The organism is Nocardia abscessus NBRC 100374, assembly GCF_000308455.1.
Classification (GTDB): Bacteria; Actinomycetota; Actinomycetes; order Mycobacteriales; family Mycobacteriaceae; genus Nocardia; species Nocardia abscessus.
In genome coordinates, this window is the sequence record NZ_BAFP01000114.1 from 1 (window position 1) to 25153 (window position 25153).

Consider the following 25153-nt stretch of genomic DNA (forward strand, 5'->3'; position numbering starts at 1 on the left):
CGGGCCAGGCGCACCGCGTCGGGCATGGCGGCGAGGCTGTCGGCGGTGTCGCGTCCGATGTTCGCCCGATTGTGCGCGTCGGAGACCGAGAAGCAGTACTGGAAGTTGCGCACCCCGGCCGCGGCGGCCTTCTCCACGTGCCGCGGCGTGGCCACCCACACCCAGCAGCGGCGCAGTTCCTCCGGCGTCAGCGCCGCGACCAGCTCCATGGTGTTCGCCATCGGCGCGACCAGGTCCGGGCGCGCCATCGAACCGATCTCCAGCGCGGGCACTCCCAGTGCGAGCAAGCGGCGCACGATGTCCACCTTGCGCTGCACCGGCAGCAGCTTGCCGGTCAGCTGCAGTCCGTCGCGCAGCGTGACGTCGCGCAGTACCGGCGCGGTCATCTCTGCTCCCGCTTCTGGCGGCGGCCGCACATCACGCCGCCCCAGGGCTTCTCGCCCGCCCCCGTGGGGTTCGGCTGCACCGCGGGCCTGCTGCTGCCCGGCGCACGCAGTTCCCGCGCTCCGCGTCCCTCCGGACGCCTCCGGTCGTGCGGCTGCATGGTCATGGCGCCTCCAACGCGTCGATCTCGGCCTCGGTCATGCCGAGCACGTCGGACAGCACTTCCCGGGTGTGCTCACCCAGGTCGGGGCCGACGGTACGGATGGGAAGGGACTGTTCGCCGATCACCGGGACGATGCCGGGAAACCCGACGACCTTGGGCTCCGGCGCGCCGACGTCCACGGCGAACGGCTGGATCATGTTGCGCGCCCGATACTGCTCGTCGGCCACGATGTCGGCCGCGGTGTAGATCGGGCCGCACGGAATCGCGGCGGCTTCGAGGATCTTCAGCGCCTCCGCGCGGCTGCGCCGGACCGTCCACTCGCCGATGGCCGCGTCCAGCCGCTCACGGTGGCGCCAGCGGCCTGCGTTGTCCTGGAGTTCCGGGTCGGCGGCCAGATCGGGCCGATCGATGACCGCCATGTAGCGCTGGAAAATGGCGTCGCCGTTGCCGCCGATGATGATGCTGGTCCCATCGGAGCACGGGTAGGCATTGCTCGGCGCGATGCCCTCCATCCGGCCGCCCACGCGTTCGCGCTGGATGCCGTAGGCCAGATAATCCGGCACCAGCGATTCCATCACCGACAGGATCGCCTCGTTGAGCGCCACGTCGATCACGCGCTCCCGCAGCGGAACCGGCGCGTCCCGCTCGGTGCGACGCTCACGCTGGAACAGCGCCATCACGGTGCCGAACGCGGCGTAGACGCCCGCGATGGAGTCGCCGATCGAGACGCCGGTGCGCACCGGGGGACGGTCCGGATCGCCGACCAGTTCGCGCAGGCCACCGACCGCCTCGGCCACCGCGGCGAACCCGGGGCGCTGCGACATCGGCCCGGTCTGCCCGTAGGCGGAGATCCTGGTGATCACCAGATCCGGATTCGCCTCGTTCAGCACCTCCGGGCCCAGGCCCCACTTCTCCAGCATGCCGGGCCGGAAATTCTCCAGCAGGACGTCACAGCGCCGGACCAGGTCGAGCACGATGCGACGCCCCGCCTCGGTGCGCAGATCCAGCGTGATCGACTTCTTGTTGCGATTGATCGTCCGATAGAGCATCGAGGTGTCGCCGCCGTAGAGCCGCCAGTTGCGCAACTCGTCACCGGCTTTCGGGCGCTCCACCTTGATCACCTCGGCGCCGAAGTCACCGAGGATGCGCCCGGCGGTCGGCGCGGCGATGTAATTGCCGAGTTCCAGGACGCGCACCCCGTCCAGCGGCCGAATACTCATGGCAACCAGTGTGGACCATGCTGGGTTGGTTTTTGCAGCGCCTGCGGCGCTGCGTGTTCACGGCCCGTCTAGCGACCGAGCCGTCCCATCCGGAATCCGGGGACACCGCATGGCCCCTCAATGGCCGGGTTCGCGCCCGGCAACCATGCGGGGTCCGCTCAGGACGCGAGCAGTTGCGTGTCCTCGATGATCGAGTAGTGCTCGGCGTTGCCCGCGATGATGGTGCTCGCCGATCCGTCGACGCCGACCGGGACGTCGCCGGCGAGCGTGATGCGGGTCAGCTTGCGCGGCTGGTCGTCGTAGTCGTCGATGGCGTAGTGCTGGGTGGCACGGTTGTCCCAGATGGCGACGTCGCCCGGCGCCCAGTTCCAGCGGGCGGTGTTCTCCAGACGGGTCACCCGGTCCTGGAACAGTCGGAAAAGGGCGTGCGACTCCGTGCTGGAGAGCCCGACGAAATGCTTGACGAAATGGCCGAGCAGCAATGCGCGCTCCCCGGTCTCGGGGTGCACGCGCACCACCGGATGCTCGGTCTCGTAGTAGGTGGACTCGAACTCGGCGCGGTAGGCGCCGGAGTCGGGGCGCTGCTCCTCCCCGGTGCGCGCGGCGTAGTCGTAGACGTTGGTGTGCACGGCGCGCAGGGACTCGGCGAGCCGCTTCAGCGGCTCCGGCAGCGACTCGTAGGCCGCGACGGTGGACGCCCAGGTGGTGGCGCCGCCGTAGGGCGGAAGGTGCACCGCGCGCAGGATGGACGCCTTCGGGACGCGGTCGACGAAGGTGACGTCGGTGTGCCAGCTGTTGGCGCGGCCGTTCTCGGAATCGATCGCCAGGCTCTTCACACCGTGCGAGGTGACCGTCGGGTGCGGGGTGGTCGGCGAGCCGAGCAGCTGGGCGAACTCGTACTGTCCGTCCTCGGTGAGGTGGTCCTGCCCACGGAAGAAGATGACCTTGTGCTCCAGCAGCGCGCGATGGATCACGTCGACGGTGGCCGCGTCCACGTCGCCGCCGAGCCGGACGTTGTCGATCCGCGCGCCGATCCGGGCGCCGAGCCTGGTCACCGAGGCGGTGGATGGGGTGGCGGTTGCGACCGTCATGAGATCACCTTCGCTGTCGAGATCGGTTACTGCCTGTCGCAGCACATCACCGAAACCACCCCGCCGACCAGGGTTTTCGTCGCCCTGATCACAAAGGAGGGACCCTATACCCACTCGCGCAGGTACGCCAGGTCCTCCGCGAGTCCGTCGGCCGGGGTTTCCAGGACCACGGGAGCGCCTGCCGTCCGGCACACCTCCGCGAGCAGTTGCGGGTCGATGGTGCCGTCGGCGAAGTTGGCGTGCCGGTCGGCGCCGGAGTTGAACTCGTCGCGTGAGGAGTTCAGGTGCACCAGGTCGATCCGTCCGGTGATCCGCTTGATTCGGTCGACGGCGCCGACGAGTTCCTCACCGCCCGCCCAGGCGTGGCAGGTGTCCAGGCAGAAGCCGGCGCCGTAGTCGCCGACCGCGTCCCACAACCGCGCGATGGAATCGAAGTGCCTGGCCATGGCGTGATTTCCGCCCGCCGTGTTCTCGATCAGGATGGGGACCGCGAAACCGCCCTTGTCCTGCTGACGCTCGAACAGTTTGCGCCAGTTGTCGATCCCGGTGTCCAGCTCGGCGTCCGAACGCACGTGCCCGCCGTGCACCACCAGGCCGAACGCGCCGAGCTCGGCGGCCGCCTTCGCCTGCTGCGCCACCGCGTTGCGTGAGGGCATGCGCAGCCGGTTGTTCAGGCTCGCGACGTTGATCTGATAGGAGGAGTGCACCACGACCTCGATCGGGCTCGCGAGGATCTCCTCGGTCCGCGGATGGGGGGTGGGTTTGTCCCAGCTCTGCGGGTCGACCACGAACATCTGGATGACGTCGGCGCCGAGTTTCTCGCCGAAGCCGATCGGGTCGCTGTCGAGCCGGACGTGTGCTCCAATGCGCATGCGGTCACCTTAACGAGTGGGTGTGTCAAGAAACGGTGCCTGGACCGAGGTGACCGTGCCGCAGGTCGACGACCGGAGGTTTCGCCGCGACTGTTGCATCCCGATGGCCCGGCGAGATACATGGATAGTGTCCGCGCGCTCGACTCGACAAGGCGGTGTAACGGTGTTGCAGATCGGCGACGTCTTCGCAGGCTACGTCATCAAGCGCATTCTCGGCCACGGCGGTATGGGCACCGTGTACCTGGCCCAGCATCCGCGCCTGCCCCGGCTGACGGCACTGAAGCTGCTGAAGCGCGATCTCTACGCCGACACCGACATCCGCCGCCGCTTCGAGCGTGAGGCCGATCTGGTGGCGCAGCTGGACCATCCGAACATCGTCACGGTGTTCGATCGCGGCGCGGAGGACCGGCAGCTGTGGATCTCCATGCAGTACGTGCCCGGCGCGGACGCCTCCTGCGCGGACGTCGACGTGCTCGCCCCCGGCCGCGCGGTGCAGATCGTGGCCGACACCGCCGCCGCGCTCGATTTCGCGCACGCCAACCAGGTGCTGCACCGCGATGTGAAACCGGCGAACATCCTGCTGGCCAAGGCCCCGATCGGGCAGCCGGAACGGGTGCTGTTCACCGACTTCGGCATCGCGGGCATCCGCGGCGCGGAGAGCACGATCGGCTCGTCGGGCACGATCACCGCGACACTCGCCTTCGGCGCGCCGGAACAGTTGATCGGCCGGCCGCTGGACGACCGGGCCGATCAGTACTCGCTGGCCTGCACGCTGTTCTGGATGCTCACCGGCGCGCCGCCGTATCCCGGAGCGAACCCGGCGGCCGTGGTGAACAACCATCTGTACGCGCCGATCCCGGCACTCAGCCGGGTGCGTCCCGGCCTGCCGCCCGCGCTCGATCCGGTGCTGGCTCGCGCCCTGGCCAAGCGCCCAGCGGATCGGTTCGCCAGCTGCGCCGAGTTCGCCGCCGCGGCGAAGCACGCCCTCGCCGGACACCCGGGCAGGCACCGAACGGCGCCTCGGCACGGCCTCCACCCCGACGGGCACCCGACCGCGCCGACGCACCGCACACCTCCGAACGCCCCACCGAATCCCGTTCCGCAGCACCGAGCGAGGCCGCAGGAACTGCCCCGCCCACCCGCGCCGCGCCCGAGCTTCCTGCCGCCGCGCCGCCCCGCGCACCCCGGCCTGATCGAGTTGCCCAACCTGCCCATGCGCCCGGGATCGGCGGTACGGCCGCACCAGCAACCTCCGGACGCCCGGCCCCCGCCGGGCGGTCCGCCTCCGTCGATCGCCCGCACGTCACCACGCTCGACGAGCGATAGGCGGGGCGCGACTACTGCTATGGTTTCGATGTTTTCCGTGGTCGGGCCCATCTCCGGCCACGCATTCTTTTGCTGTACGCCTGTTCGCCGGTGGGTCCCGGCGCGCGGCGGGAAGTGGAGCAGTCATGCTGGCCAGCGGTGATGTTTTCGCCGGCTATGTCATCGAGCGGCAACTCGGCCGCGGTGGCATGGGTTCGGTCTACCTGGCGAAACATCCGCGGCTGCCGCGGATGACCGCGCTGAAGCTGCTGAATCGGGAGATGTTCTTCGACAAGGAGGTGCGGGCGCGGTTCGAACGGGAGGCGGATCTGGTCGCCCAGCTCGATCACCCGAACATCGTCACGGTCTACGACCGCGGGCTCGAGGACGAGCAGTTGTGGATTTCGATGCAGTACGTCGACGGCATCGACGCCGCCTCGGTGGAACCGAAATCGCTGCCGCCCGAACGCGCGGTGCAGATCATCAAGGAGACCGCCGACGCGCTGGACTACGCGCACGGCAGCGGCGTGCTGCACCGTGACGTGAAGCCCGCCAACATCCTGCTGGCCCGTTCCAGCGCCGGTCGCGGTGAACGGGTGTACCTCACCGACTTCGGCATCGCGCGGCTGCGCGACGACACCGGTCATCTCACCCAGACCGGAACTTTCACGGCCACCCTCGCCTACGCCTCGCCCGAACAGCTCACCGGCGCCTCGCTGGACCACCGCTCCGACCAGTATTCGCTGGCCTGCTCGCTGTTCTGGTTGTTCACCGGCACCGGCCCGTTCTCCGCGACCAACCCGGCCGCGGTCATCCAGGGGCATCTGCAGGGCGCGCCGCCCGCGCTGAGCAGCGCCCGGCCCGGGCTGCCCTTCGCATTGGACGGCGTCCTGGCCAGGGCGATGGCCAAACGCCCCGACGACCGTTACGGCAGCTGCGCGGAGTTCGCCGCGGCCGCCAGGCAGGCGCTCACCGGTTCCAGCGTGCCGTCGATGCCGGTGGTGGGCGGTCCACGCCCGGTCACCGGCCCACCGCAGCCGACCGCCGGGCCGCGCCCGAGCACCGGGCCGCAGATCCCGACCACCGGTTCGCCGTATCCGGTGGCGCAGGGCAACTACACCAGCGGCCCCGGCCACCAGGTGAACCCTCCGCACACCAGCGGGCCGAATTCGCTCGCGGCGGCATCGGCCGCGACTCCCCCGCCCGCCCCGGTGGCGAACTCCGGTCCGCGCACCGGCCCGGCGCCGCAGCCCACGGCCGTCAACCCGTACGCCCACCAGCAATCCGGGTTCGCCTCCTTCGCCGCGCCGCCCGCGCCGCCGTACGGCGCGCACAGCCACCCTTCGGCCGGACCGCCGCCGAAGAAGAACACCGGTCTGATCGTCGGTTTGGCGGTGGGCGTGGTCGTGCTGATCGTGGTGGTGCTGGGCATCATCGGCGCGGTCTCGGACTCGGGCTCGAACCAAGCCGACACCACGACCACCTCGGTGGTGAAACCGAATCTCGTCGACGCGACCCCGGAGTCGGTCAGCGCGGAGTTCCCGCGGATGGTGCCCGCCTCCAAGACCGAGGAGATCGGTTACAACGGCGCCGAGTGCTGGCTGGCCTCGCCGAGTTCACCGCCGTCGCCGTCCAAGGGTGACCCGGAGTTCGGCGACTGGGCCGCGCAATGGCGCTGCTTCAAAGGCGGCAACAACGAAGATCCGTACTACCGCATCTACGCCTACAAGACCCCGGCCGACGTACAGGCGGTGCTGAAGGGCCTGCCCTCCTCGGCCACCAAGTCCACCGACACCAACGGCGGAAAGACCTACACCAACTACAAGTACGTCGACGAAGGCGCCAAGATGATCACGGCGTTCACCGGCGACCCGGATCGGACTCAGTTCCTGATGTACACCGACGGCTTCGCCCACACCACCATCGACGAGCTGCTGCGCTGGTGGCGCTCGGCTCCGCTGAACTGACCCGTGCTCAGCACCGGCGAGGTATTCGCCGGGTACACCATCGAACGCCTGCTCGGCCGCGGCGGGATGGGATCGGTGTACCTGGCCCGGCATCCGCGGCTACCCCGGTTGACGGCGATGAAGCTGTTGAACCCGGAGCTGTTCGACGACAAGGAGATCCGCGCCCGCTTCGTGCGGGAGGCGGATCTCGTCGCGCGGCTGGACCACCCGAACATCGTCACGGTGTTCGACCGGGGCGTCGAGGGCGACCGGCTGTGGATCTGCATGCGCTACATCGACGGCACCGACGCCGCCGCGCTGGACGCGTGGACGCTGCCGCCGCAGCGGGCGGTGCAGATCGTCGCGGCGACGGCCGAGGCACTGGATTTCGCGCACAGCCGCGGTGTGCTGCACCGCGACGTGAAACCGGCGAACATTCTGCTGGAGCGCGTCGAAGGCGCGGCGGAGCGCGTCTTCCTCACCGACTTCGGTATCGCTCGCTTGCGGGACGACGCGGGAGGGCTCACCCAGACCGGAACCTTCACCGCCACCCTGGCCTACGCCGCACCGGAGCAGCTCTCCGGTGCGCCGCTGGATCACCGCGCCGACCAGTATTCGCTGGCCTGCACCCTGTTCCGGCTGCTGACCGGCACCGTGCCGTTCGACGCCACCAATCCGGTCGCGGTGATCCAGGGCCATCTCAACGCACCGCCGCCACCGGTCAGCAGGCTGCGCCCCGGGTTGCCCGTGGCGCTGGACGCCGTACTGGCCAAGGCGATGGCCAAGCACGCGGCCGAGCGCTTCGACTCGTGCGGCGAATTCGCCGCCGCCGCGTGGCAGGCGCTCACCGCGCCCGCGGCGCCGTGGCCACCGACCGGGTCGAATAACGCGGCGCACCGGGCGAATGCGCCGATCGCGCAGCACGAGGCAGACCACCAGGTGCGACGTTCGCGCCGGAAAGCCTCGGTGGGCGCCTTGATCGGGCTACTGATGGTGGTCGGCGTCACCGGTCTCTTCCTGGCGGCCTCGCTGCGCGGCACCACGTCCTCCGGCTCGGCCGCACCGACGACGACGATCCCCGCGCCGACCACCTCGACCACCGCGCCACCGACCACCAAGCGTCCGACCACGACCGTCGCGGCCACCACGGATCGAGCCACGATCGGCGCCCGCGCGGCCGAACTGAGCGCCGCGTTCCCGGACATGTTGCCGGAGACCTCCGCCCAGCGCCTGGTGCACTCCGGAACCGGCTACAACAAGGCGGGTTGTTTCGCCCACGCGCCGGACTCCTCGACGACACGCGACCACGACGACCCGGACTTCGGCCCCTGGCTGGTGATGTGGAGCTGCTTCGGCGGGCCGAACAAGGCGTCCTTCGACTTCTACCTCTACGGCTCGCCCGCCGAGGCGCAATCGGTTCTCGACGCGTTACCGGCCAACGACCGCGCGGCCGCCACCAACAACAGCGGCCACAGCTACACGAACTACACGCTGCACGACAGCGGCAACCTGCGCCCGCGCATGGTCACCGCGTTCTCGGACCAGGGCCGGGCGACCATGCTGATGTACAGCGCCGGATTCATCGCCACCGACGCCGAGTTCCTGGATTGGTGGAAATCCGCGCCGCTGAATTGAGTTGCGCGACCGGGCCGGGTCGCCCGTCGAGGCGACTCTCGCGCCGGTGTTCGCCTGGTTCACCGCGGCCCTGCGCACCGGACTGGCCGGCTAGTCGAAGACGTAATGCGCGAAAGCGTGGGTCGGGTGGAAGCCGATCGTGCGGTAGATCCGGTTGGCCGTGGCGTTGGCGCTGTCGGCGAACAGGCAGACCTCCAGGCCCTCGGCGCGCAGCAGCTGGGCGACGTGCGCGGTGGCCGCGCTGGCGTAGCCGTGGCCGCGCGCCTGCGGCGGCGTGTAGACGGGCCCGATCCGCGACCAGCCCTGGATCGGGATCTGGTGGCCGGCAAAGCTCACCGGTTCCCCGTCGCGTTCCCACAGCCACCAGCGTCCGGCGTCCACTCGGCGCCGGATCGCGGCCTCGTCCAGTCCGGACGCCTGGCCGGATTCCTCGCGCATGGCGGCCAGCCAGTCCCGGCACAGCGCGACGTCGGCCGCACCGGCTCGGCGTGGCGCCCCGGACACATCCGGGATCCGCAGCGTGCCGAGCCGGTGCAGCCGAGTGACGTAGCTCTGGTGAAAACCCTTTCCCAGCAGCGCACACCAGTGCTGGGCGAACGCGGTCGCGTCGTCGACGACGCCCTCGATGCCTGCGGTCTCGGGGACCACGTCGGCCAGCGCGCGAGCGACCGCCGCAATGCCCTCGGGCGGTAGTTCGCCCAGGTACACGTCGCGACCGGCCACCCGCATGGCGGCGCCGACGACCGAGGCGTCCGTGCCGTGGACCGTGAGGAAACGCGATGGCTCGGCCGGGGCGTCGAGGCCCGTGACGTGGTTGGCGACACTCGTGGTGATCACGGTGTGTCGCAATGGATCGCGGAGCAGGAACGACCCCGCGACCGAGCGGAACTCGGCGGCGTCGGTGGTGATCTCGATCCTCATGGAAATCACGGTAGGCGCCGAAACTGTTGCGCGTCCGGATTTCTCGTGCCGATCGAAGGCCCGGGCACCGAGGCGACCGGCCGGTTCGCTCAGTCGGCTTCGCCACCACCCGCTTCGCCGCCACCCGCGCGGAGTTTGAGCAGCACCAGTCCCGCGGTGCACGCGAGAATGAGGCCGGCGACGGTTATTTCGACGTGCAGGCCGGCAATACCGAGCACCGCCCCGACGAGTCCGCCGATGAAGATCAACCAGGCGAGCGTCCGCGACAGAATCGTGGACAGCGTGCGTGCCTGCTGATTCGACGCGGGATGCTGCGCCGTTGCCGACACCGCATCTTCCGCGGCGTGGGATGAACCACGCCGCGACGCTGTCGAGTAAGCTCCCATCATCTACTCCTCGATGACGCCGGTCAGAGAACCACTATCACGTTCTCACACAACGTGTCTCTCATCCTGAAACCGGCGTCTCACGCGTAACTTTGCTCACACACGCTACGACTCCGGGACGCCGGAAGATAGCGACACGTGCCCGCGACACGCCGAAGAGACCAATTCGATATCTGAATCAGAACTATTTTAACCGCGCCGTCCGGCGCACCCCAGCGACCACTCGCCTCGCCTGGCCGACCGGCCTCGATTATGGTGAGTCGACTCGATACACACGAGGAGCGTCACCGTTGGAAAGCAGCAGGGCCAAGATCGCCGGTCCGGCGATCGCCGCGGGAGCGGTTTCCATCGGACTCGTCCTGATCGGCGCCTGCGGCGTCGGCAAGCAGGACACCTACGTCCCGCCCCCGCCACTGAAGGCGGGCGAATACGCCGAACCCGTGGTCCACGAAAGCACTACCGGCTCGATGACGCCGAGGGTCGTCATCCCGCCCTCGCCCACGTGGCGGATCGCGCCGGCCGATCAGCGGCGGCCGACCCCGTTCGCGGGCTTCATCAGCAGCACCACCGCCGAGCCGTCCACGCGGAATCCGCACGAGGACACCTCGCAGGCCGCGCCGCCGGAGGACCCGAGACCACCGGCCGCCGCGCGGACGCCCACGAGCGAGTCATCGGACGAGGCGCCCACGCAACTGCACACGAACCCGCAGGCCGAAGACGAGTGACCCGCGGTGGTGCGTACACCCGCACCACCGCGGCACTGCTTACAGTTCCGGCAGCTCGTAGTCGCCCACCCGGGAGCTGAGCACCCGCAGATGCTCGAGTCCGCTGCCGAGGGTGCGCTCGATCGCGGTCAACCGGGCGACGTAGTGGCCGACCGGGTACTCCGCGGTGACGCCGATGCCACCGTGCATCTGGATCGCCTCCTGCCCGATGTGCCGGGCCGCGCGGCCGACCTGCAGCCGCGCGCGCGACGCGATCACCGGATCGTCGGCCCCGTCCGCCAGCGACGCCGTGGCGTACAGGCTCATGCTGCGCGCCAGTTCCAGCGAGACGTACATGTCGGCCGCCCGCTGCGTGAGCGTCTGGAACTTCGAGAGGGTGACCCCGAACTGCTTGCGCTGCTTCAGGTACTCGGTGGTCAGCCGCAACGCCTCTTCCATCGCGCCGACCGACTCCGCGCACAGGCTCGCCTGTGCGTGGGTGAGCACCGACGCGATCGTCTCGGCCGCGTCCCCCTCGCCGAGCCGCTCGGCGGGCGCGTCGGTCAGCTCCAGCTGCGCGCCGCGCTGACCGTCCACCGTGCGGTAGGACTTGCGAACCACGCCCGTCGCATCGGACGCGACCAGGAACAGCCCCACACCGCCGTCCGGCAGCGCGGCGCTGACCACCAGCTCGTCGGCGCTGTCGCCGTGCGGGACAGGGTTCTTCACGCCGGTCAGCGTGTACGAATCACCCTGCGCCGCGGCGGTGGTCGCCGGCTCGCTCGACGGCCAGCGCACCCCGGGCTCGGCGTGAGCGAAGGCGAGCAGCTTCGCACCCGAGGCGACCTCGGGCAGGATCCGCTGGCGCTGTTCGGCGCTGCCCGCCGCGGCGATCAGGCCACCGGGTACCAGCACCGCGTCCAGGATCGGTTCCGGCGCGAGCCTGCGGCCCACCTCCTCCAGCACGACCATCGTCTCCACCGGACCGGCGCCGACGCCGCCGTCCTCCTCGGCGAAACTCAGACCGAGCACGCCCAGATCGGCGAGCTGACGCCACACGTCGCGGCTCCAGCCCAGTTCGGAGTCGACGACCTTCAGCCGGGATTCGGCGTCGTAGGGGCGAGCGAGCAGGTCACGGACCGTGTCGCGGAGCATGACCTGCTCATCGGTGAGATCGAAATCCATGGTGTCGCCTCACAATCCGAGGATCGTGGAGGCGATGATGGTGCGCTGCACCTCGCTGGAGCCTCCGTAGATGGTTGTCTTGCGGTAGTTCAGGTAGGCGGGGCCGCTGCGCTGCGCCCAGCCGGGCGAGGCGATGTCGTCGGCGGCCACCGGGATGGCGTCCGGTCCGGCGATGTCCAGCAACAGCTCGGTGGCCGCCTGCTGGAGTTCGGAACCGCGCAGCTTCAGCACCGAGGAGGCCGGATTCGGCTTGCCGTCCGAGGAGTTGGAGACCACCCGCAGCTGGGTGAGCTCCAGCGCGAGCAGCTCGTTCTCCAGTTCGGCGACCCGCGCCGCGAACACCGGGTCCTCCAGCAGCGTGCCGTTGCCCGACTTGGTCTGCGCCGCGTACTGCTTCGCCACGCCGAGCTTGACCTTGGTGCGGCCGACGCCGGTGATGCCGGTGCGCTCGTTGCCGAGCAGGAACTTCGCGTAGGTCCAGCCCATGTTCTCCTCGCCGACCAGCTGGTCGGCCGGGACCCGGACGTTCTCGAAGAAGACCTCGTTCACCTCGTACCCGCCGTCGATCAGCTTGATCGGGCGGATGGTGACGCCGGGCGACTTCACGTCGAACAGCAGGAACGAGATGCCCGCCTGCTTCTTGGGCGCGTTGGGGTCGGTGCGCACCAGGCAGAAGATCCAGTCCGCGTACTGGGCCAGCGTGGTCCAGATCTTCTGACCGTTGACAATGTAGGAATCACCGTCGCGGACCGCGGTGGTGCGCAGCGCGGCCAGGTCGGAGCCCGCGTCGGGCTCGGAGAAGCCCTGGCACCACCAGATGTCCAGCGCCGCGGTGGGCGGCAGGAAGCGCTCCTTGAGCTCCTGCGAGCCGAAGTGGGCGATCACCGGGCCGACCATCTGCGCGTTGAACGTCAGCGGCTCCGGCACGGACGCGAGCTGCATCTCGTCCTGCCAGAGGTGGCGCTGCATCGGCGTCCAATCCTTGCCGCCCCACTCCACGGGCCAGTTGGGCACCGCGAGGCCGTGGTCGTTGAGGATCTTGTGCGTGGTGACGATGTCGTCGCGGGACAGCTCGCGGCCGTTCCGGACGCGCTCGCGGATCTCGGCCGGGATCTCGGTCCGATAGAACTTGCGCAGTTCGTCGCGGAAGGCGACGTCGTCGGGGGACAAGGATAGTTTCATACGCATCTCCCTGCGTGTCTCGTACGTCCGAGTCAAACCTACCCCTCGGTAATCCTCCATTGTCGACTGGATCACAAGCGGCGGCACGGCCCCCGCGATCGGCGGCCCCGCTCCCCGGGACGGCGGCCGCCGCGAGCTGGTACGTTGCTGCAGGTGGGTCGGGACCCCGCAGGGTTCGGTATCGAGGAGAACGAGTGAACGGCAGGACCATCGCACGCGCCGCCGCGGCGGCGGCATCCCTCGGCATCGGCGCGGTTCTGACCTTCTCCGCGCCGGCCATCGCCGAGCAGCCCCGGACACCGGTGGACGCCGGCCTGGCCCATCTGACCGATATCGCGGGCGCCGACCCGTCCACGCAGGAGGGCGTCGGCGCGCTCACGCGGTACGCCGCCATGGTCGACGCCGCGAACCTGCGGGACGTCTCCAGCGTGTTCACCCCGTTCTCCTACGCCGCGCCCACCTTCGGCTGCGGCAGCAACGGACCGATCACCACGATCATCGCGGCCGCGACGACCGACGGCTCCGGCACCGGCCGTGACCTCAACGTCGCACCCGGCGAACTGCGCTTCAGCGCGACGCCCTCGCACTCCGGCGCACCGCTGGCCTCCGGGCTCGTCGTCGCATGGGTGAACGTCAACACCGGCGCCAGCGGCATCGACCCGCTCGACGACGTGACCGAGTACCGCCTGCCGTCGCTGTCCAAGACGGTCAGGAGCGGACCGGGCACCGTGATCGCTTCGATGTGGGGCATCATCGACTACCCGTTCGCCCACTGTGTGATGACGCCCACAGTGGGGTTGTTCACCGTTCCGGATTACCCGGCTTCGGCCCCCGCGTTACCGCAACCGGCACCGGCGGCCCCCCAGCCCGCACCCGCCCCCTAGCCGAACCGGCGGCGCGATGGACGACGGCTACGTCCGCCGCGCTGGTGATGCCCCGACCGGAGACTTCCCGAACTGCGCTCAGAGGGCCAGTTTGCTGTGGATCGCTTCCGCGATTCGAGCAGGGGTCCCGTCGCTCGGCACGACCGTGAGATCAGGAGTTCGGGGGCGTTCGTACGGAGAACTGATGCCCGTGAAAGCTCGCAGCTCGCCACGACGCGCGGCACGGTAGAGGCCTTTCGGATCGCGCGTCTCGCAAACCGGAAGTGGAGTGTCGACGAACACTTCGTGAAAGGCGACTCCGATGTCTTCGTGAGCGAGCCGTGCACGGCGACGACCGGCTTCGAACGGGCTGATGAGAGCCACGAGGACGACGAGTCCGGCATCGGCGAACAGGGCCGCCACTTCACCGGCGCGTCGTACGCTTTCGTGGCGATCCGCATCGCTGAATCCGAGGTCCGAGTTGAGACCGGCTCGCAAGCCGTCGCCGTCGAGCAGATAAACGGCACGACCGGCACGTGCCAGCCTGTCGTGCAACTGCGCGGCAATCGTCGTCTTGCCTGCTCCGGACAAGCCGGTGAACCACACTGTCGCACCTCGGCGAGGTCGGACACGCACGGCGCCGCGCGGTGGCATCGCGTACTCCGAACGCAACCGGGAATCCGGGCCGTATGTCATGGCGGTCCCACGCATTTCACCCGAGCATCACTCAACGACGATCTCCTTCCTGAAGGGGTTCCGACGCCGCCGAGGGGTTCTCGGCTATCGATTCCGGGAACAGTCGGGAGATGCTCTGCCGATATACGACGCTCGCGACGACGAACCCCACTCCGAGCGCCAGCCAGCCGGGTGTGCCGAAGCGAGCGACAATCGCGCTGAACAGCGGTGGCCCGATAATCTGCTGGACTGACATGCCCAGCGAAAATGTCGCGATGTACTCGGATCGCCGCCCCTCCGGCGCCAGATCGTGCGAGATGACCCAAGCCGACGACGTCTGGTAGATCTCCCCGATGGTCAAGGTGCTGATCACCATGAGCAACACCACCGCGCCGAGTATCGGGCCGTCCGCCTCGGCCATCAGTGCCATCAGCAGGCAGGAGACCCCTAGCGCGATACCGGCGCGGACCACCGCCGAGCGAGCGGAGCGTATGGAGTCGACCCCCCTGCTGAGCGGAACCTGCAAGAGCACCACCAGCAGCGCCCCGATCGTGACGATCATCGGGATGAACGCATCGTGCACATCGGAACGAGCGGTCGTCCACAGGGGCAGCGCCACGATCATCATCGTGGCGTGCAGCCCGAGCATGCCGTTGGCCAGGCCGAGCGCGAGATATCGAACGTTTCGCACGACGGGCAGCCCGCGAGCGCGTACTTCGAGGGGCGTCTTCTCCAGTGAGCGCAGCCGGTAGACGAGAGCGCCGCAGATCAGATAAGAGGCGGCATTGCCCAAGAGCATGATCAAGTAGCCGGTGGTTCCCGCAGCCGCGAGGCCGAGACCAGCGAGGGCCGATCCCACCATGACTCCGCCGTTCCGGGTGGCGCGCATCGTCGCCAGAACAGTCGAGCGCTCGATGCCCGTGACTACCATGCCCGCCACCGCTTGATTCACCGGTGGCACGGCGCGCATGATCACTGTTGCCACGGACACCGCCACGACGAAGCCGGCGACTCCGTTGATGAGCAGGTAGGCGCAGTACACGAAGCCCAGCGCGCAATAGAGCGCCGCCAGGGTGCGCACCGCTCCGAACCGGTCGGCCGATCCGGCCAATGGGACGCTCCCGAAGATTCCGGCTATGGCCGCGATCCCGAGCCCGGCACCCACCATCGTGATCGGAATGTCCAGGTAGGTGGTGTAGAACAACACCGCCCCGGCTAGGAACAACCCCGTGCCGGTCGAATTCACCAGCGCGGCGAGCACGAGAAGGCGTGCGGAACCGTTGAGGGCGAGCAGTGCCTTCATTCCGCGAAACCCACTGTCGTGCGGTCATCGTCGAGGTCATCGCGAAGAGGCCGGGGCAAGGGCGCCACGCTGGTCGGATCGGCGTGATCGAGGAAGAGGACGCCGTCGAGATGATCGACTTGGTGGGCTACCACCCGAGCCGCGCGACCGAACAACTCCCAGTCGACGGGTTCTCCGGAGCTCGTCGTCGCGCGATAGCGAATCCGTGACGGGCGAGCGACCGAGCCCGTCATTCGCGGGAGCCCGACGCAGGTTTCATAGTCCTCGACTGTCTCCGCAGCAAGCGGAGTGATCTCCGGGTCGCAGTGCACGACGACTCCGGATTCCACACCGGACAGACGCCGGACTTGGCACATGCCGGTGGTATCCAGCGCGATCATCCGGACCGGATGCCCGATGACCGGCGCGGCTACGCCCGACCGCCGGTACCGCCTGAGCACGGTGGTCAGCCCGGCTGTGATGGCGGCGAGGTCGATGGCGTCTGGTTTCAGGTCACGTACGGATTTCGCCCGCAGACGAGGACCGGGCGCGTCGAAACGTACGATTCGGACGTCCTGCGCCATCTGTCACCTCACTTCGGTGAGGTGCCGCGCCAGATTCTGCTGGTTGACGAACAGGTCGAAACGGAGCGATTTCCCGCCTGTGGTCAGCAGGTCTTCGAGTTCGACTCGACGCACCGTGACCTCGGACAGATTCATCGCGGTGATGATCCGATTCTTATCGAATTCGACAGTCGGCCCCTCCGGCACGATCAGAACTTCGACCTTCCCCGGTTCGCTCTGTCTGACCTGCCACCGGCGTAGGGGAAGCGATTCGAGGTAGAGCTGCACGGGCTTGACGTTCATCGGCACCCCCTCGCGGTCGGCGATGAAGCCACGTTGCCTGCCCTCCAAACCGCGCAATCGTTGGAGCGCCCGTCCACACGGACACGATCGGCCGAGTAGCTCGGCCCGGTCTTCCGGCCGATACTTGACGAGCAACATGGTGGAGTTGATCAAATTGGTCAAGAGCAGTGCGCCGTCGGAGTCGAGACCGATATGCACTCGCTCCTCGTTGACGTGGTAGGTCGCCGCTTCCGCTGGACACTCCCAAGCTACTTGCCCGAACTCCTGCAGCCCGAAGATGTCTCGGTGCGGCGCATCGAAGGACGCGGCGAGTGCTGTGCGCGTTTGCGCGTCCACGGTATCGCCGTGGGTCAGCAACAAGGTGGGATTCGGTATCGACAGCTCACCCGCGGTGATCATGCGAGCCAGCACGAGAACTTCCATCGGCTGCCCCCACACGACCTCGGGCTTGAAATCGGTGACGAGTTGCTCGACATATCGCGTGTTGGCAGCGGTGACCTTCGAGAGGTTGATCCGCAATCGTGTCCAGGTTGCGGCGTCGCCGCTGAAATGCACCAGGTCGTGCCGCGGGTCGCAGGTGACTCGCAGAGTACGAAAACCGGGCGCGAGGCCATACGCGTGGAAAACCCGCATGGGCATGGCCACGCCGTTGATCAGATGCGACTCGCCATGCTCGATGACGACAGGTTCGCCGGTAGTGCCGGAGGTCCGAACACGCAGCACGTCGACCGAATCGAGCAGTCCGGTACGCAACTCGTACGGTCGTCGGATCAAATCCGTCTTCCGCAGGACGGGAAGTTGGTCGAGAATGTCTCGCGGGTCTTCGTTCGCACCGACTCCGGCCAAGGCGGTCCGCTGCTCTACCGTTCCGTGCTCGGCGACCAAGGCGAGAAGTTCTCGCAGGCGCCCCTCGGATACGGCCGTGAGCCGATCAAGATCCCACTCCGTGTGCCGGTACACCGTGTCGTACATCCGCCAACCCTCGGCGACCGCGGCATACGTGCGTAGTGTCTGATTGTGCCAATAGCGCGGGCGACCCGCTAGCGCGTCGGTCACTGCCGCATCTGATCCCATGAGCCAACCTTCCGAAAACAGGGTGGCGTTGGGGGCGCGGCTGCGCCCCCAACGCCCTTCACACCTCTGAATCAAACGATCAGATGGTGGCTTCCTCGGTCACGATGTCCATGCTTGTCACCTCCCCTCGTATCGAACGTCGGCGATCTGCAGCAGGCGAGCCTGCTGCAGCAGCGCCGAGTCGTAATGCTCGTGCCGCTGAGCGAGCAGCACGAGATCTGCCGTTGCGATCGCGGACCGCACGTCTGGTTCGACGCGCAAGGCAACGTCGTCAACGACAAGTTCTGAAAGGAACGGGTCGTGAATCGAGACGACCGCTCCTGCCCTGGCCAGCTCACGCACGAGTCCGACCGCGGGAGTGTTCCGAACGTCGGCCACATTCGGTTTGTAGGTGAGGCCGAGAACGACGACACGCGCGCCGGACAACTCCCTGCCGCGCCCCGCCAGCAATCGAGCGGTCCGCTCGACGACGTGTCGCGGACGGTCATCGTTGATCTCTTGCGCCCGCTCCACCAATGTCATCGGCGAGCCGACGTCACGTGCGGCGACGGCCAGGTACATCGGGTCGACCGGGATGCAGTGACCGCCGACCCCGGCTCCCGGATAGAAGGCATGGAAACCGAACGGCTTGGTAGCCGCCGCCGTGATGGCGGCGCCGGCGTCTATTCCAGCGGCGGCACAGTAGGCCGCGAACTCATGGACAAGGGCGAGATTGACCTGCCGGTAGGTGTTCTCGAGTATCTTCGCCGCTTCGGCTTCCAGGAGACCGGGAGCCACATGGATGGCTGTTACGACCCGTCCATAGAGGTCGGCCGCCTTTCGGGCACACTCGGCCGTCAAACCTCCGATCACTCTCGGGGTGTTCGCCGTGTTGAAGCTCAGGTTTCCGGGGTCGATTCGCTCAGGTGCGAAGGCGAGGTGGAAATCTCGTCCCGCCAGCATCCCGCCGCTCTCCAACAGCGGGCGTACCACACCATCGGTGGCGCCTGGATAGACCGTGGATTCGACCACGATCAGTTGCCCCGGCCGCAGATTCTCGGCGACCGTCGTAGCCGCCGAGATCAGCGGAACCAGATCCGGCCCGCGGTCCGGTCCGAGCGGCGTCGGTACGCAGATCAGCACTGCGTCACAGGAACGCAGGTCCGTGACATCCGATGTCACGGCGAACAAATCGGCGGTACGAGAAACTCGGTCGTCCGCAACGGTATCCACGGGGCTGCGGCCGGAACGGAGCAGCGAGCACACCGCCGGATCCGTATCGACGCCGCACACCGGATGACCTGCTTCCGCGAAGGCCAGCGCTTGCGGCAAACCCACGTAGCCCAGCCCGATTATTCCGATCTTGGCAGATATGGACATCGCCGGTGCGGGCTCTGATCCCGGCGTAGTGCGGCGAGCGGCTGCGAGAATACGCGTGTTCATCGATTCGCCACCACAGCTTCGATATCCGGACAGTCCGGTACGTGCTTGCGCTCCAGCGCGAATCCTCGCGAGATCGTGGCGCTCGTCGAACGCGAACTCCTCTTCCGCCGCTCCATTCGGCCGGCGGCGTGCACAACGCTCAGCATGCGATTGAGTCCGCGCACGGCGGGTGAACCACCGAGTCCGCTTGCGCGCACCAACTGAATCGCCGCGGGAATCGTGAGCTGCTGCTGGTGGTCGCGGCCGCTGGACCACGAATCCAGAATTGCGCGTCGCATCCCTTTGCCGTTTCGATGCGCGATCACCAGCGCAGGCTGGAACTGCACGGGATTGCCGTCGGCGGCGAGCGCTTCGGCAAGACTGTTGTCTCCTCCGACGCCGTTGCGCGTGAATCCACCCACGGCTCGGAACGCGGAGGCCAGAATCGCGCTGTTGCCACCCGCGAAGAAGCTGATGGGATCTCCCTCGGACAACGAGCGACACCGGTCGTCATAGCGTGCTTGCCGGGCGGAGGAGACCAACCCCTTGTCGAACCGCAGCACTCGCCCACTGATCGCTGGTCGATGCTCGGTGACCGACCCGGCCACCGAGAGCCAGTCTCCGCGGGGAACGGCATCGTCGTCCAGGAATGCCAGGACATCACCGGAAGCGGCGCACACAGCCCGTGCCCTACTGCTGCCCGCCCCCATCCGTACGCGGTTGTACAGCACGGTCGTGGGCAGGTCGCTCGCATAGACAGGAGACAAGGCGTCGGATCGCGACGATGCGTCGTCGACGATGACGACTTCGTGGAGCGCCGTGCCCGGCGTCGCATCGAGGCGCTGCACGCACTCAACCAAGCCGGCCAGACAGCGTCGCAAATCATCTGGCCGATTCCGGGTCGGAATAATCACTGAGATACGTACCACTGCCGTTTCCATTCTCGAACCAGGGCAGGCCAGGACTCGGAGTCGTGCGTCGGCAGATAGGTCCGACGAATCCGATGCGGCGCGAGATCCCATGGCTTGGGCCGGACTTTGACCGTGCTGAAGCCGAGGACATCGGGACCGAGCACCGCACCTGCCGGTACCAGGCCGTATGGATATGCGAACAGCGATGTCGGCTGGCCGGTGCGCTCGGCCACCGCCGACAACGAACCGTGGATCTCCTGCCGGACACTGCGTGCGTCCAAGTCGGTGAGCTTCGGATGAGTACGGGTATGGGCCGCCAACAGGTGCCTCGCGGCACGCATCTCCATCGCCTGTCGCCAGCTCATGAATTCGCTGTCGGGCGATTCACCCGTCGCTTCCAGTTCGTCGGTGACACAGAAAAGAGCGATGCGTACGTCGAACTCGGCGAGGATCGGTGCGGCGATTTCCCAGTTGTCCCGGTATCCGTCATCGAATGTGATCAGCACCGACGGTCGCGCGGGCGGGACGAATCCGGCCCGCACTGTTCCGGGGTCGAGCGCCGGACCGAATTCGGAGAGAATCAGATCCAACCCGCGACGAAACGCATCGGGAGTCAGAGCGGTGTAATGCGTCATATCGGCACGCACGTGGTGGAAGTACAACACCAGCGGCCATCCCGAAGCCGAACCGACCCGCGGATCGGCATACTGAACCGTCATTACCGCGCCCAACCCAATTCGTCGAGGACCGCTGTCGGGACCGGAACACCGGCGGAGTGCGCGAGTTCGGTGTGCCGGTGCTCGGCCTGATCCGGAAACCACGGCTCGGTGGGTGGCGAGCCGTAACCGTCGAGCACGGCCTGCCGGAGCACCTGCACCAGCGCGGGGACGGTCGGCTCACGGTCGGCGGCGAAGCGCTCGACCGCGAAGCCTACGAACAGCTGAGAGCACCGCATGACGGCACCGGGCTGTTTGCGCTGCTTGCTTACTTGCGGACTAACCAGACCACCGGCGAGTGCTCCGGCGAGAATCTCGACGACCAGGGTGATGCACAGGCCCTTGTATCCGCCGAAAAGCGGGATCGAGCCCCCGGCGTCCAACTGCGCCGGGTCCCGAGTGGGCCGGCCCGCCGGGTCCTGTAGCCACCCTTCGTTCGCGAGTACGCCACGATTGAGCGCATCACGGATCTTGCCCGCGGCTACGACTCCGGTGGCGAGATCGATGCAGAACGGTTCGCCACCGACCGGTCCCGGGGTGACCAGACACAACGCGTTGCTGCCGAGAGTGGGGCGTTGCGCACCAGGGGCCGCGACCGCAGGCCCGGAGATATTCAGCAGCAGGCCGACGACCTGGCGCTCCTGGAACGGATCTCGGTACGCCGCCAGCATTCCGACGTGGTTGTTGTTGTGGACGGCGACGGCCGCCAGGCCCTGCTCAGCGGCGCGGTCGGCGCACAGACCGGCCGCCAACTCCGCCGCGACCTGCCCTGGGCCACCGCAAGCATCGATCGAGATCACCGCCGGCGTGGTGTTCGTGACGGCGGGCTCCGCAGCCGCCGAGATACCCCCCGCCGCGATCCGCCGCAGATACGTCGGCAGCAGGCTGACGCCATGTGACGCATGTCCGCGAATATCGGCATCGACCAGAATGCGCGCCACGGATTGCGCCCGCCGTGCGGGAAGGCCGGCTCGTATCAATTCGTTCTCGACCCGGGAGCGCAATTCACCAGCCTCGACCATGGTTATCGCGAAAGGGTCCGGCGCGATTGCAGGAACGAACTCGCCGCCGTGTAGACCGAAAACCCGCAGGCCGGTTCTGGCCACCGGAGGCGCCCCGGTCAGCAGGACGACCACGCGATCGGATAATTCCCTCGACCCATACGACTCGATATCGGGTCCGGGAGCGTCGCCCACGTCGAGAACGACGACGTCGGCATCGCTTCGCACGAATCCGTATCGAGGCGAAGTTCGACCGCTGAGCAATTCAGCGAGAGTATGCCGCTCTGCGGAATTCAATCCGCAGAGCATCGCCACCTGGGGCTGTTCTATCACGAGCGTTGCGCCGCGCAGCACCAGTTGCTCATTTCCCCCACTTCCGTGAATATGAACCACATCACGTAATTCGAGCACCAGCAGACTCCCCTTCTGCCAAATGAAGATCCCCAGTCGAATCGGTATCGCATTCGAGCATGCGTGCTACCGATTCACGCGACTTTCAGAGCCTATCCGACCCGATAATCGCTACAAACAAATCATGTACCAATAGCGGGGTTCTGTCAACTACCCGAGTCGGATTCATTTTCCGGCGCCGTGTCATGCGTTGGAGACATGAATTCCAGCCGGTTGCCCACACAGTCGAATGCATAGAATCGGCGAAATCCCGGGAATTCCCCGTCCCAGGAGAGCTCGACACCCGCTTCGGTCAATCGCTGGGCCAGCGCGTCGAGGCGTCCGACGAGAATGCCGGGATGAGCCTTGCGCGCAGGGCGGAAATCCTGTTCGACACCGAGGTGGATCTCGAGTCCGTCGCCACGAACCCACAAGCCACCCCGAGCCGCGAGCACAGGAGGTTTCTGCACCTCCCGCAATCCCAGCACCTCGACGTAGAACTGCCGGCACTCCGGCTCGCTACCTGGCGGTATGGCCAGCTGGACGTGGTGTAGGCCGAGGTGGAAATCGGTCGACGCCGCCGCGGAATCGTACGGGAGAACTGACATTGGCACAGCCTTTCGTCTCACAGTCCTGCTTGCCCGAGTAACCGGGTCCACGTGTCGCGCACCGGCGCGGGAAGCGTGGCTTCGATCGGCGCCGGAGACTCTGCGAGCAGCTCGCGGTACGGAGCCAGATCGACGTCGAGCCGCGAGCCGAGTCGTGCAAGCCCAGGTCCCGCGCAGAGCCGGCCGTATTCGACGACCGTGCACAGTCGCTGGTCCGCCGTGCGTGGATGGGCCAGCCATGGCTCATGCCATGCCACCCACTTCGCCAAGGCCGCCTCCCGGTCCGGTGGCCGCCACGGGCGATCCCCGGTCCATCGCAGCGTCGACCGAGCCACCGCTTCCGGATGCCGAATCAGGAGCACCCAATGCGCGTCCGGCAGGCTTTCGGCAAGCGCGTCGAGTTCGAGCAGATATTCGTTGTATTTCTCGCCGAACCGCGTGGCGCCGGCATACGCCCCGTCGAGCACGTCGCGGCGCAGTCGCACCGCATCGGTGACCTCTCCGGCGCTTACCGTGACGGCAGCAGCGCGCAGAACGGTTTCCGTTGTCGCCAGCCATCTTTCGCTGTTCGTTCCGAACGGCGGCTTGCGACGCAACGCCCAGATCATCTCATCGACCCGAAGATGGCGCGCTTCCAGATCCGCCGTTGTCACCCACCGGTGCAAGACGTATGGCAGCTTGCCGTTGACGGTGAAGATGCCACCGGCCTTGTCGAAAGCGAGATCGAGTACCGATGCGAGTGCCGTAGTACCGGATCGCTGGGCGCCCATCACGATTACCGGAGGTGCAGGGCTCATGACGGAGGCCCCACTCTCGACGTCTGATCCAGCATCGTCCGGAGGATACCGAGGCATTCGACGCTCGCCGCCCGCCCGTCCCGCGAAAAGGCATCTCCCCACGGAGTGTCACGCTCTTGCGCGGACAGCACGCGGCCGATACGCCAATGCGTCTCCAAACTCAAATACCCCGCATAGCCGTCCTCCGCGAGCCGCCGCAAGATCGCAGGCCACGGCAGGTCGCCCGATCCGATCCGAACATAGCCGTTCATGCCGTCCGGATCCTTCACGTGGACATGGCGAATCAGTGTTCCGCCAGCGGCATAGTCCTCCGGGAAGGGGGCTGGATCCCACCCACTGAACACCGTGTTTCCGGGGTCCCACAGGATTCCGAGGCCCGGGAAACTCAACTCCTCGAGGAACGCGAGGACATGGCGCATGGTCGGCGTGTTCGTGCGAGTGCCCGTCTCGACGACAAGCGGTATCTCGGAGCGCACCTCGGACAAGACACGCGCAGCGGCGCGCGCGGCCCCCACGGGATCGGGCTCGCCCTCTCTCCAAAAGGTGAATATCCGTACATGTGGCGCGCCGAGCACGGCAGCTTGCTCCATGAACCCGGCCAGCTCATCGGCGACCACCGCGTATTCCTCGTCGGTGACCGGTAGCGGGCATTTGAACGCGGGCGGGGCGTACCCCGCCACCTCGAGCCCCTTGGCATCGAGTGCGTTCCTGATGCGTTGCAGCTCGGGCCTGGTCAGCATGCCCGGCGCACGGTCGGCGACGGACCGGACCTCGACTCCTCTCGCTCCTGAGCCGGCCGCCACATCGGCGACCACCTCGATGTCCTGGGCGATTTCATCACCGATCACGGCAAGCTTCATCGAAACACCTCTGCGCGCAGTTGCTGAACGAGGGCCAGGTCCCGACGAGGTGTACCCGCGCGTGACTCCACCGTTATCGCGCGGACCGGCGCACCATCCGCCAGTATCTGCCGGACCTGATCCAAGTCGGACGACTTCAGGGGGCGATGCCGCCACCCGTTTTCGGGCGACTCGAAACCCTTCACCTGCACGGCACGGACGTGCGGGGCCAATTCCCGCAGCCGGGTCCGGCTTGCGCCGCCGATTCGCGCGAGTCCGAGCAGGTCGAGTACCACACCGATTCCGGTGCGTTCGGCCAACTCGAGCAAACGCGCGGCATCGGGCCCGCCGTGGTGCGTCTCGACCAGCAGTTCGATCCCCCGCTCGGCCGCCTCGACGCACTGCGCGTCGATGAGTGCCGGATCCGGTTCTTCCACACAGAACACCTTGATCGGCACCGCGACCGCCGGATGGATCGAATCGAATCGGACTCCCCGCTCGCCGAGCCGTAGTCCGAGTCCCAGAAAGTAGACGGACAGCCCTGCGCCGAGTACCGCGGCGATGCCTTCATCGATGCCGTGGCGTTCCCAGCCGTGCCCCTTGCCCGCTCTGAGATCGACGCCCGTCCCGCCCGCAGCCCCGGTCAGCGCCGCGAGTTCGGCTGCCGAACTGCTGGGCATGGTGCCGGAACTCAGCCCCGTACCCACCCGTTCGGAGTCATGTCGTCCTGTGGTGC

At 67.5% G+C, this 25153-nt stretch carries 26 protein-coding genes; 5 read left to right on the forward strand and 21 right to left on the reverse strand.

The features are described 5' to 3' along the window. The 5 genes from ON19_RS23610 to ON19_RS23625 all read right to left on the reverse strand — a co-directional run. Positions 1-386: hydroxymethylglutaryl-CoA lyase-like TIM-barrel protein (locus tag ON19_RS23610; protein ID WP_043697051.1), on the reverse strand; the 386-nt coding region annotated here is incomplete at its 3' end. Next, positions 383-550 (reverse strand): hypothetical protein, encoded by a 168-nt coding sequence (locus ON19_RS42185; RefSeq protein WP_157229815.1) that lies wholly within the window; start codon positions 548-550, stop codon positions 383-385. The genes ON19_RS42185 and ON19_RS23610, both read right to left, overlap by 4 nt. Then, entirely contained in the window at positions 547-1767 is a 1221-nt protein-coding gene (locus tag ON19_RS23615) for a CaiB/BaiF CoA transferase family protein (protein ID WP_043697054.1), read from the reverse strand. Before ON19_RS23615 ends, ON19_RS42185 begins: the two co-directional genes overlap by 4 nt. 158 nt (positions 1768-1925) lie before the next feature. After that, positions 1926-2858 carry a TauD/TfdA dioxygenase family protein gene (locus ON19_RS23620; protein WP_043697130.1) on the reverse strand — a complete coding sequence of 311 codons (933 nt, stop codon included), beginning with the start codon at positions 2856-2858 and terminating at the stop codon, positions 1926-1928. 104 nt (positions 2859-2962) lie between these two features. Further along, positions 2963-3730, reverse strand: coding sequence for a deoxyribonuclease IV (locus tag ON19_RS23625; protein WP_043697057.1), 768 nt, complete (start codon positions 3728-3730; stop codon positions 2963-2965). Between the two features lie 163 nt (positions 3731-3893). Between ON19_RS23625 and ON19_RS40630 the strand changes: the two genes are divergently transcribed. Genes ON19_RS40630 through ON19_RS23640 form a run of 3 tightly spaced genes read left to right on the forward strand, consistent with a single transcriptional unit; the run spans position 3894 to position 8616 of the window. After that, positions 3894-5198: a serine/threonine-protein kinase gene (locus ON19_RS40630; RefSeq protein ID WP_083899580.1), complete on the forward strand. Its 1305-nt coding sequence runs from the start codon at positions 3894-3896 to the stop codon at positions 5196-5198. After that, complete coding sequence (locus tag ON19_RS23635) at positions 5182-7002, forward strand: serine/threonine-protein kinase (protein WP_043697060.1); 1821 nt, start codon at positions 5182-5184, stop codon at positions 7000-7002. The genes ON19_RS40630 and ON19_RS23635 overlap by 17 nt, the downstream gene beginning before the upstream one ends. A 3-nt stretch (positions 7003-7005) precedes the next feature. Beyond that, positions 7006-8616 (forward strand): serine/threonine-protein kinase, encoded by a 1611-nt coding sequence (locus ON19_RS23640; protein WP_043697063.1) that lies wholly within the window; start codon positions 7006-7008, stop codon positions 8614-8616. Positions 8617-8706: 90 nt separating this feature from the next. On the opposite strand, the gene ON19_RS23645 is transcribed toward ON19_RS23640, so the two are convergent. Then, complete coding sequence (locus tag ON19_RS23645; protein ID WP_043697065.1) at positions 8707-9537, reverse strand: GNAT family N-acetyltransferase; 831 nt, start codon at positions 9535-9537, stop codon at positions 8707-8709. An 89-nt stretch (positions 9538-9626) separates the two neighbouring features. After that, on the reverse strand, positions 9627-9866 hold the full coding sequence (locus ON19_RS23650; protein ID WP_051169234.1) for a hypothetical protein: 240 nt from the start codon (positions 9864-9866) through the stop codon (positions 9627-9629). A 347-nt stretch (positions 9867-10213) separates the two neighbouring features. Here ON19_RS23650 and ON19_RS23655 point away from each other — a divergent pair, with 347 nt between their 5' ends. Further along, positions 10214-10648 carry a hypothetical protein gene (locus tag ON19_RS23655; protein WP_043697071.1) on the forward strand — a complete coding sequence of 145 codons (435 nt, stop codon included), beginning with the start codon at positions 10214-10216 and terminating at the stop codon, positions 10646-10648. 39 nt (positions 10649-10687) lie between these two features. On the opposite strand, the gene ON19_RS23660 is transcribed toward ON19_RS23655, so the two are convergent. Both ON19_RS23660 and ON19_RS23665 read right to left on the reverse strand, forming a co-directional pair. Then, positions 10688-11812: an acyl-CoA dehydrogenase family protein gene (locus ON19_RS23660; protein WP_043697073.1), complete on the reverse strand. Its 1125-nt coding sequence runs from the start codon at positions 11810-11812 to the stop codon at positions 10688-10690. A gap of 9 nt (positions 11813-11821) precedes the next feature. Then, the gene (locus ON19_RS23665; protein ID WP_043697077.1) at positions 11822-12994 is read right to left on the reverse strand and encodes an acyl-CoA dehydrogenase family protein; all 1173 of its coding nucleotides are present in this window, start codon (positions 12992-12994) and stop codon (positions 11822-11824) included. Positions 12995-13188: 194 nt separating this feature from the next. Here ON19_RS23665 and ON19_RS23670 point away from each other — a divergent pair, with 194 nt between their 5' ends. Further along, positions 13189-13878, forward strand: coding sequence for a hypothetical protein (locus tag ON19_RS23670; protein WP_043697080.1), 690 nt, complete (start codon positions 13189-13191; stop codon positions 13876-13878). Positions 13879-13956: 78 nt separating this feature from the next. On the opposite strand, the gene cysC is transcribed toward ON19_RS23670, so the two are convergent. The 12 genes from cysC to ON19_RS23730 all read right to left on the reverse strand — a co-directional run bounded on the left by cysC (position 13957) and on the right by ON19_RS23730 (position 25097). After that, positions 13957-14511: an adenylyl-sulfate kinase gene (gene cysC, locus ON19_RS23675; protein ID WP_043697136.1), complete on the reverse strand. Its 555-nt coding sequence runs from the start codon at positions 14509-14511 to the stop codon at positions 13957-13959. Between the two features lie 73 nt (positions 14512-14584). Continuing rightward, positions 14585-15835 (reverse strand): MFS transporter, encoded by a 1251-nt coding sequence (locus ON19_RS23680; RefSeq protein WP_043697083.1) that lies wholly within the window; start codon positions 15833-15835, stop codon positions 14585-14587. After that, the gene (locus tag ON19_RS39120) at positions 15832-16398 is read right to left on the reverse strand and encodes a peptide deformylase (RefSeq protein WP_051169228.1); all 567 of its coding nucleotides are present in this window, start codon (positions 16396-16398) and stop codon (positions 15832-15834) included. The genes ON19_RS23680 and ON19_RS39120 overlap by 4 nt, the downstream gene beginning before the upstream one ends. Before the next feature lie 3 nt (positions 16399-16401). Beyond that, the gene (locus ON19_RS23690) at positions 16402-17736 is read right to left on the reverse strand and encodes a phenylacetate--CoA ligase family protein (protein WP_043697086.1); all 1335 of its coding nucleotides are present in this window, start codon (positions 17734-17736) and stop codon (positions 16402-16404) included. A gap of 135 nt (positions 17737-17871) precedes the next feature. After that, on the reverse strand, positions 17872-19176 hold the full coding sequence (locus ON19_RS23695; RefSeq protein WP_306307059.1) for a nucleotide sugar dehydrogenase: 1305 nt from the start codon (positions 19174-19176) through the stop codon (positions 17872-17874). Continuing rightward, entirely contained in the window at positions 19173-20096 is a 924-nt protein-coding gene (locus ON19_RS23700; RefSeq protein ID WP_218006471.1) for a glycosyltransferase family 2 protein, read from the reverse strand. The genes ON19_RS23695 and ON19_RS23700 overlap by 4 nt, the downstream gene beginning before the upstream one ends. Beyond that, positions 20066-20785 (reverse strand): polysaccharide deacetylase family protein, encoded by a 720-nt coding sequence (locus ON19_RS23705; RefSeq protein ID WP_043697091.1) that lies wholly within the window; start codon positions 20783-20785, stop codon positions 20066-20068. The genes ON19_RS23700 and ON19_RS23705 overlap by 31 nt, the downstream gene beginning before the upstream one ends. After that, positions 20785-22011, reverse strand: coding sequence for an Ldh family oxidoreductase (locus ON19_RS39125; RefSeq protein WP_051169230.1), 1227 nt, complete (start codon positions 22009-22011; stop codon positions 20785-20787). The genes ON19_RS23705 and ON19_RS39125 overlap by 1 nt, the downstream gene beginning before the upstream one ends. Positions 22012-22340: 329 nt before the next feature. Beyond that, positions 22341-22781, reverse strand: coding sequence for a VOC family protein (locus ON19_RS23715; RefSeq protein ID WP_043697094.1), 441 nt, complete (start codon positions 22779-22781; stop codon positions 22341-22343). A 17-nt stretch (positions 22782-22798) separates the two neighbouring features. Then, positions 22799-23578, reverse strand: a complete 780-nt coding sequence (locus ON19_RS23720; RefSeq protein ID WP_157229817.1) for a sulfotransferase — start codon at positions 23576-23578, stop codon at positions 22799-22801. After that, positions 23575-24438 (reverse strand): sugar phosphate isomerase/epimerase family protein, encoded by an 864-nt coding sequence (locus ON19_RS23725; protein WP_043697098.1) that lies wholly within the window; start codon positions 24436-24438, stop codon positions 23575-23577. The genes ON19_RS23720 and ON19_RS23725 overlap by 4 nt, the downstream gene beginning before the upstream one ends. Beyond that, a complete protein-coding gene (locus ON19_RS23730) occupies positions 24435-25097 on the reverse strand; it encodes an apurinic/apyrimidinic endonuclease family protein (RefSeq protein ID WP_043697101.1) in 663 nt (220 codons plus the stop codon). Before ON19_RS23730 ends, ON19_RS23725 begins: the two co-directional genes overlap by 4 nt. Positions 25098-25153: the final 56 nt, after the last annotated feature.

Bases quoted from the DNA above. Each gene is read 5' to 3' on its own strand.
- ON19_RS42185 (WP_157229815.1), bottom strand. From the start codon at position 550: ATGACCATGCAGCCGCACGACCGGAGGCGTCCGGAGGGACGCGGAGCG.
- ON19_RS23615 (WP_043697054.1), bottom strand. From the start codon at position 1,767: ATGAGTATTCGGCCGCTGGACGGGGTGCGCGTCCTGGAACTCGGCAAT.
- ON19_RS23620 (WP_043697130.1), bottom strand. From the start codon at position 2,858: ATGACGGTCGCAACCGCCACCCCATCCACCGCCTCGGTGACCAGGCTC.
- ON19_RS23625 (WP_043697057.1), bottom strand. From the start codon at position 3,730: ATGCGCATTGGAGCACACGTCCGGCTCGACAGCGACCCGATCGGCTTC.
- ON19_RS23635 (WP_043697060.1), top strand. From the start codon at position 5,182: ATGCTGGCCAGCGGTGATGTTTTCGCCGGCTATGTCATCGAGCGGCAA.
- ON19_RS23645 (WP_043697065.1), bottom strand. From the start codon at position 9,537: ATGAGGATCGAGATCACCACCGACGCCGCCGAGTTCCGCTCGGTCGCG.
- ON19_RS23660 (WP_043697073.1), bottom strand. From the start codon at position 11,812: ATGGATTTCGATCTCACCGATGAGCAGGTCATGCTCCGCGACACGGTC.
- ON19_RS23665 (WP_043697077.1), bottom strand. From the start codon at position 12,994: ATGAAACTATCCTTGTCCCCCGACGACGTCGCCTTCCGCGACGAACTG.
- cysC (WP_043697136.1), bottom strand. From the start codon at position 14,511: ATGCCACCGCGCGGCGCCGTGCGTGTCCGACCTCGCCGAGGTGCGACA.
- ON19_RS23680 (WP_043697083.1), bottom strand. From the start codon at position 15,835: ATGAAGGCACTGCTCGCCCTCAACGGTTCCGCACGCCTTCTCGTGCTC.
- ON19_RS39120 (WP_051169228.1), bottom strand. From the start codon at position 16,398: ATGGCGCAGGACGTCCGAATCGTACGTTTCGACGCGCCCGGTCCTCGT.
- ON19_RS23695 (WP_306307059.1), bottom strand. From the start codon at position 19,176: ATGAACACGCGTATTCTCGCAGCCGCTCGCCGCACTACGCCGGGATCA.
- ON19_RS23700 (WP_218006471.1), bottom strand. From the start codon at position 20,096: ATGGAAACGGCAGTGGTACGTATCTCAGTGATTATTCCGACCCGGAAT.
- ON19_RS23705 (WP_043697091.1), bottom strand. From the start codon at position 20,785: ATGACGGTTCAGTATGCCGATCCGCGGGTCGGTTCGGCTTCGGGATGG.
- ON19_RS23715 (WP_043697094.1), bottom strand. From the start codon at position 22,781: ATGTCAGTTCTCCCGTACGATTCCGCGGCGGCGTCGACCGATTTCCAC.
- ON19_RS23720 (WP_157229817.1), bottom strand. From the start codon at position 23,578: ATGAGCCCTGCACCTCCGGTAATCGTGATGGGCGCCCAGCGATCCGGT.
- ON19_RS23725 (WP_043697098.1), bottom strand. From the start codon at position 24,438: ATGAAGCTTGCCGTGATCGGTGATGAAATCGCCCAGGACATCGAGGTG.
- ON19_RS23730 (WP_043697101.1), bottom strand. From the start codon at position 25,097: ATGCCCAGCAGTTCGGCAGCCGAACTCGCGGCGCTGACCGGGGCTGCG.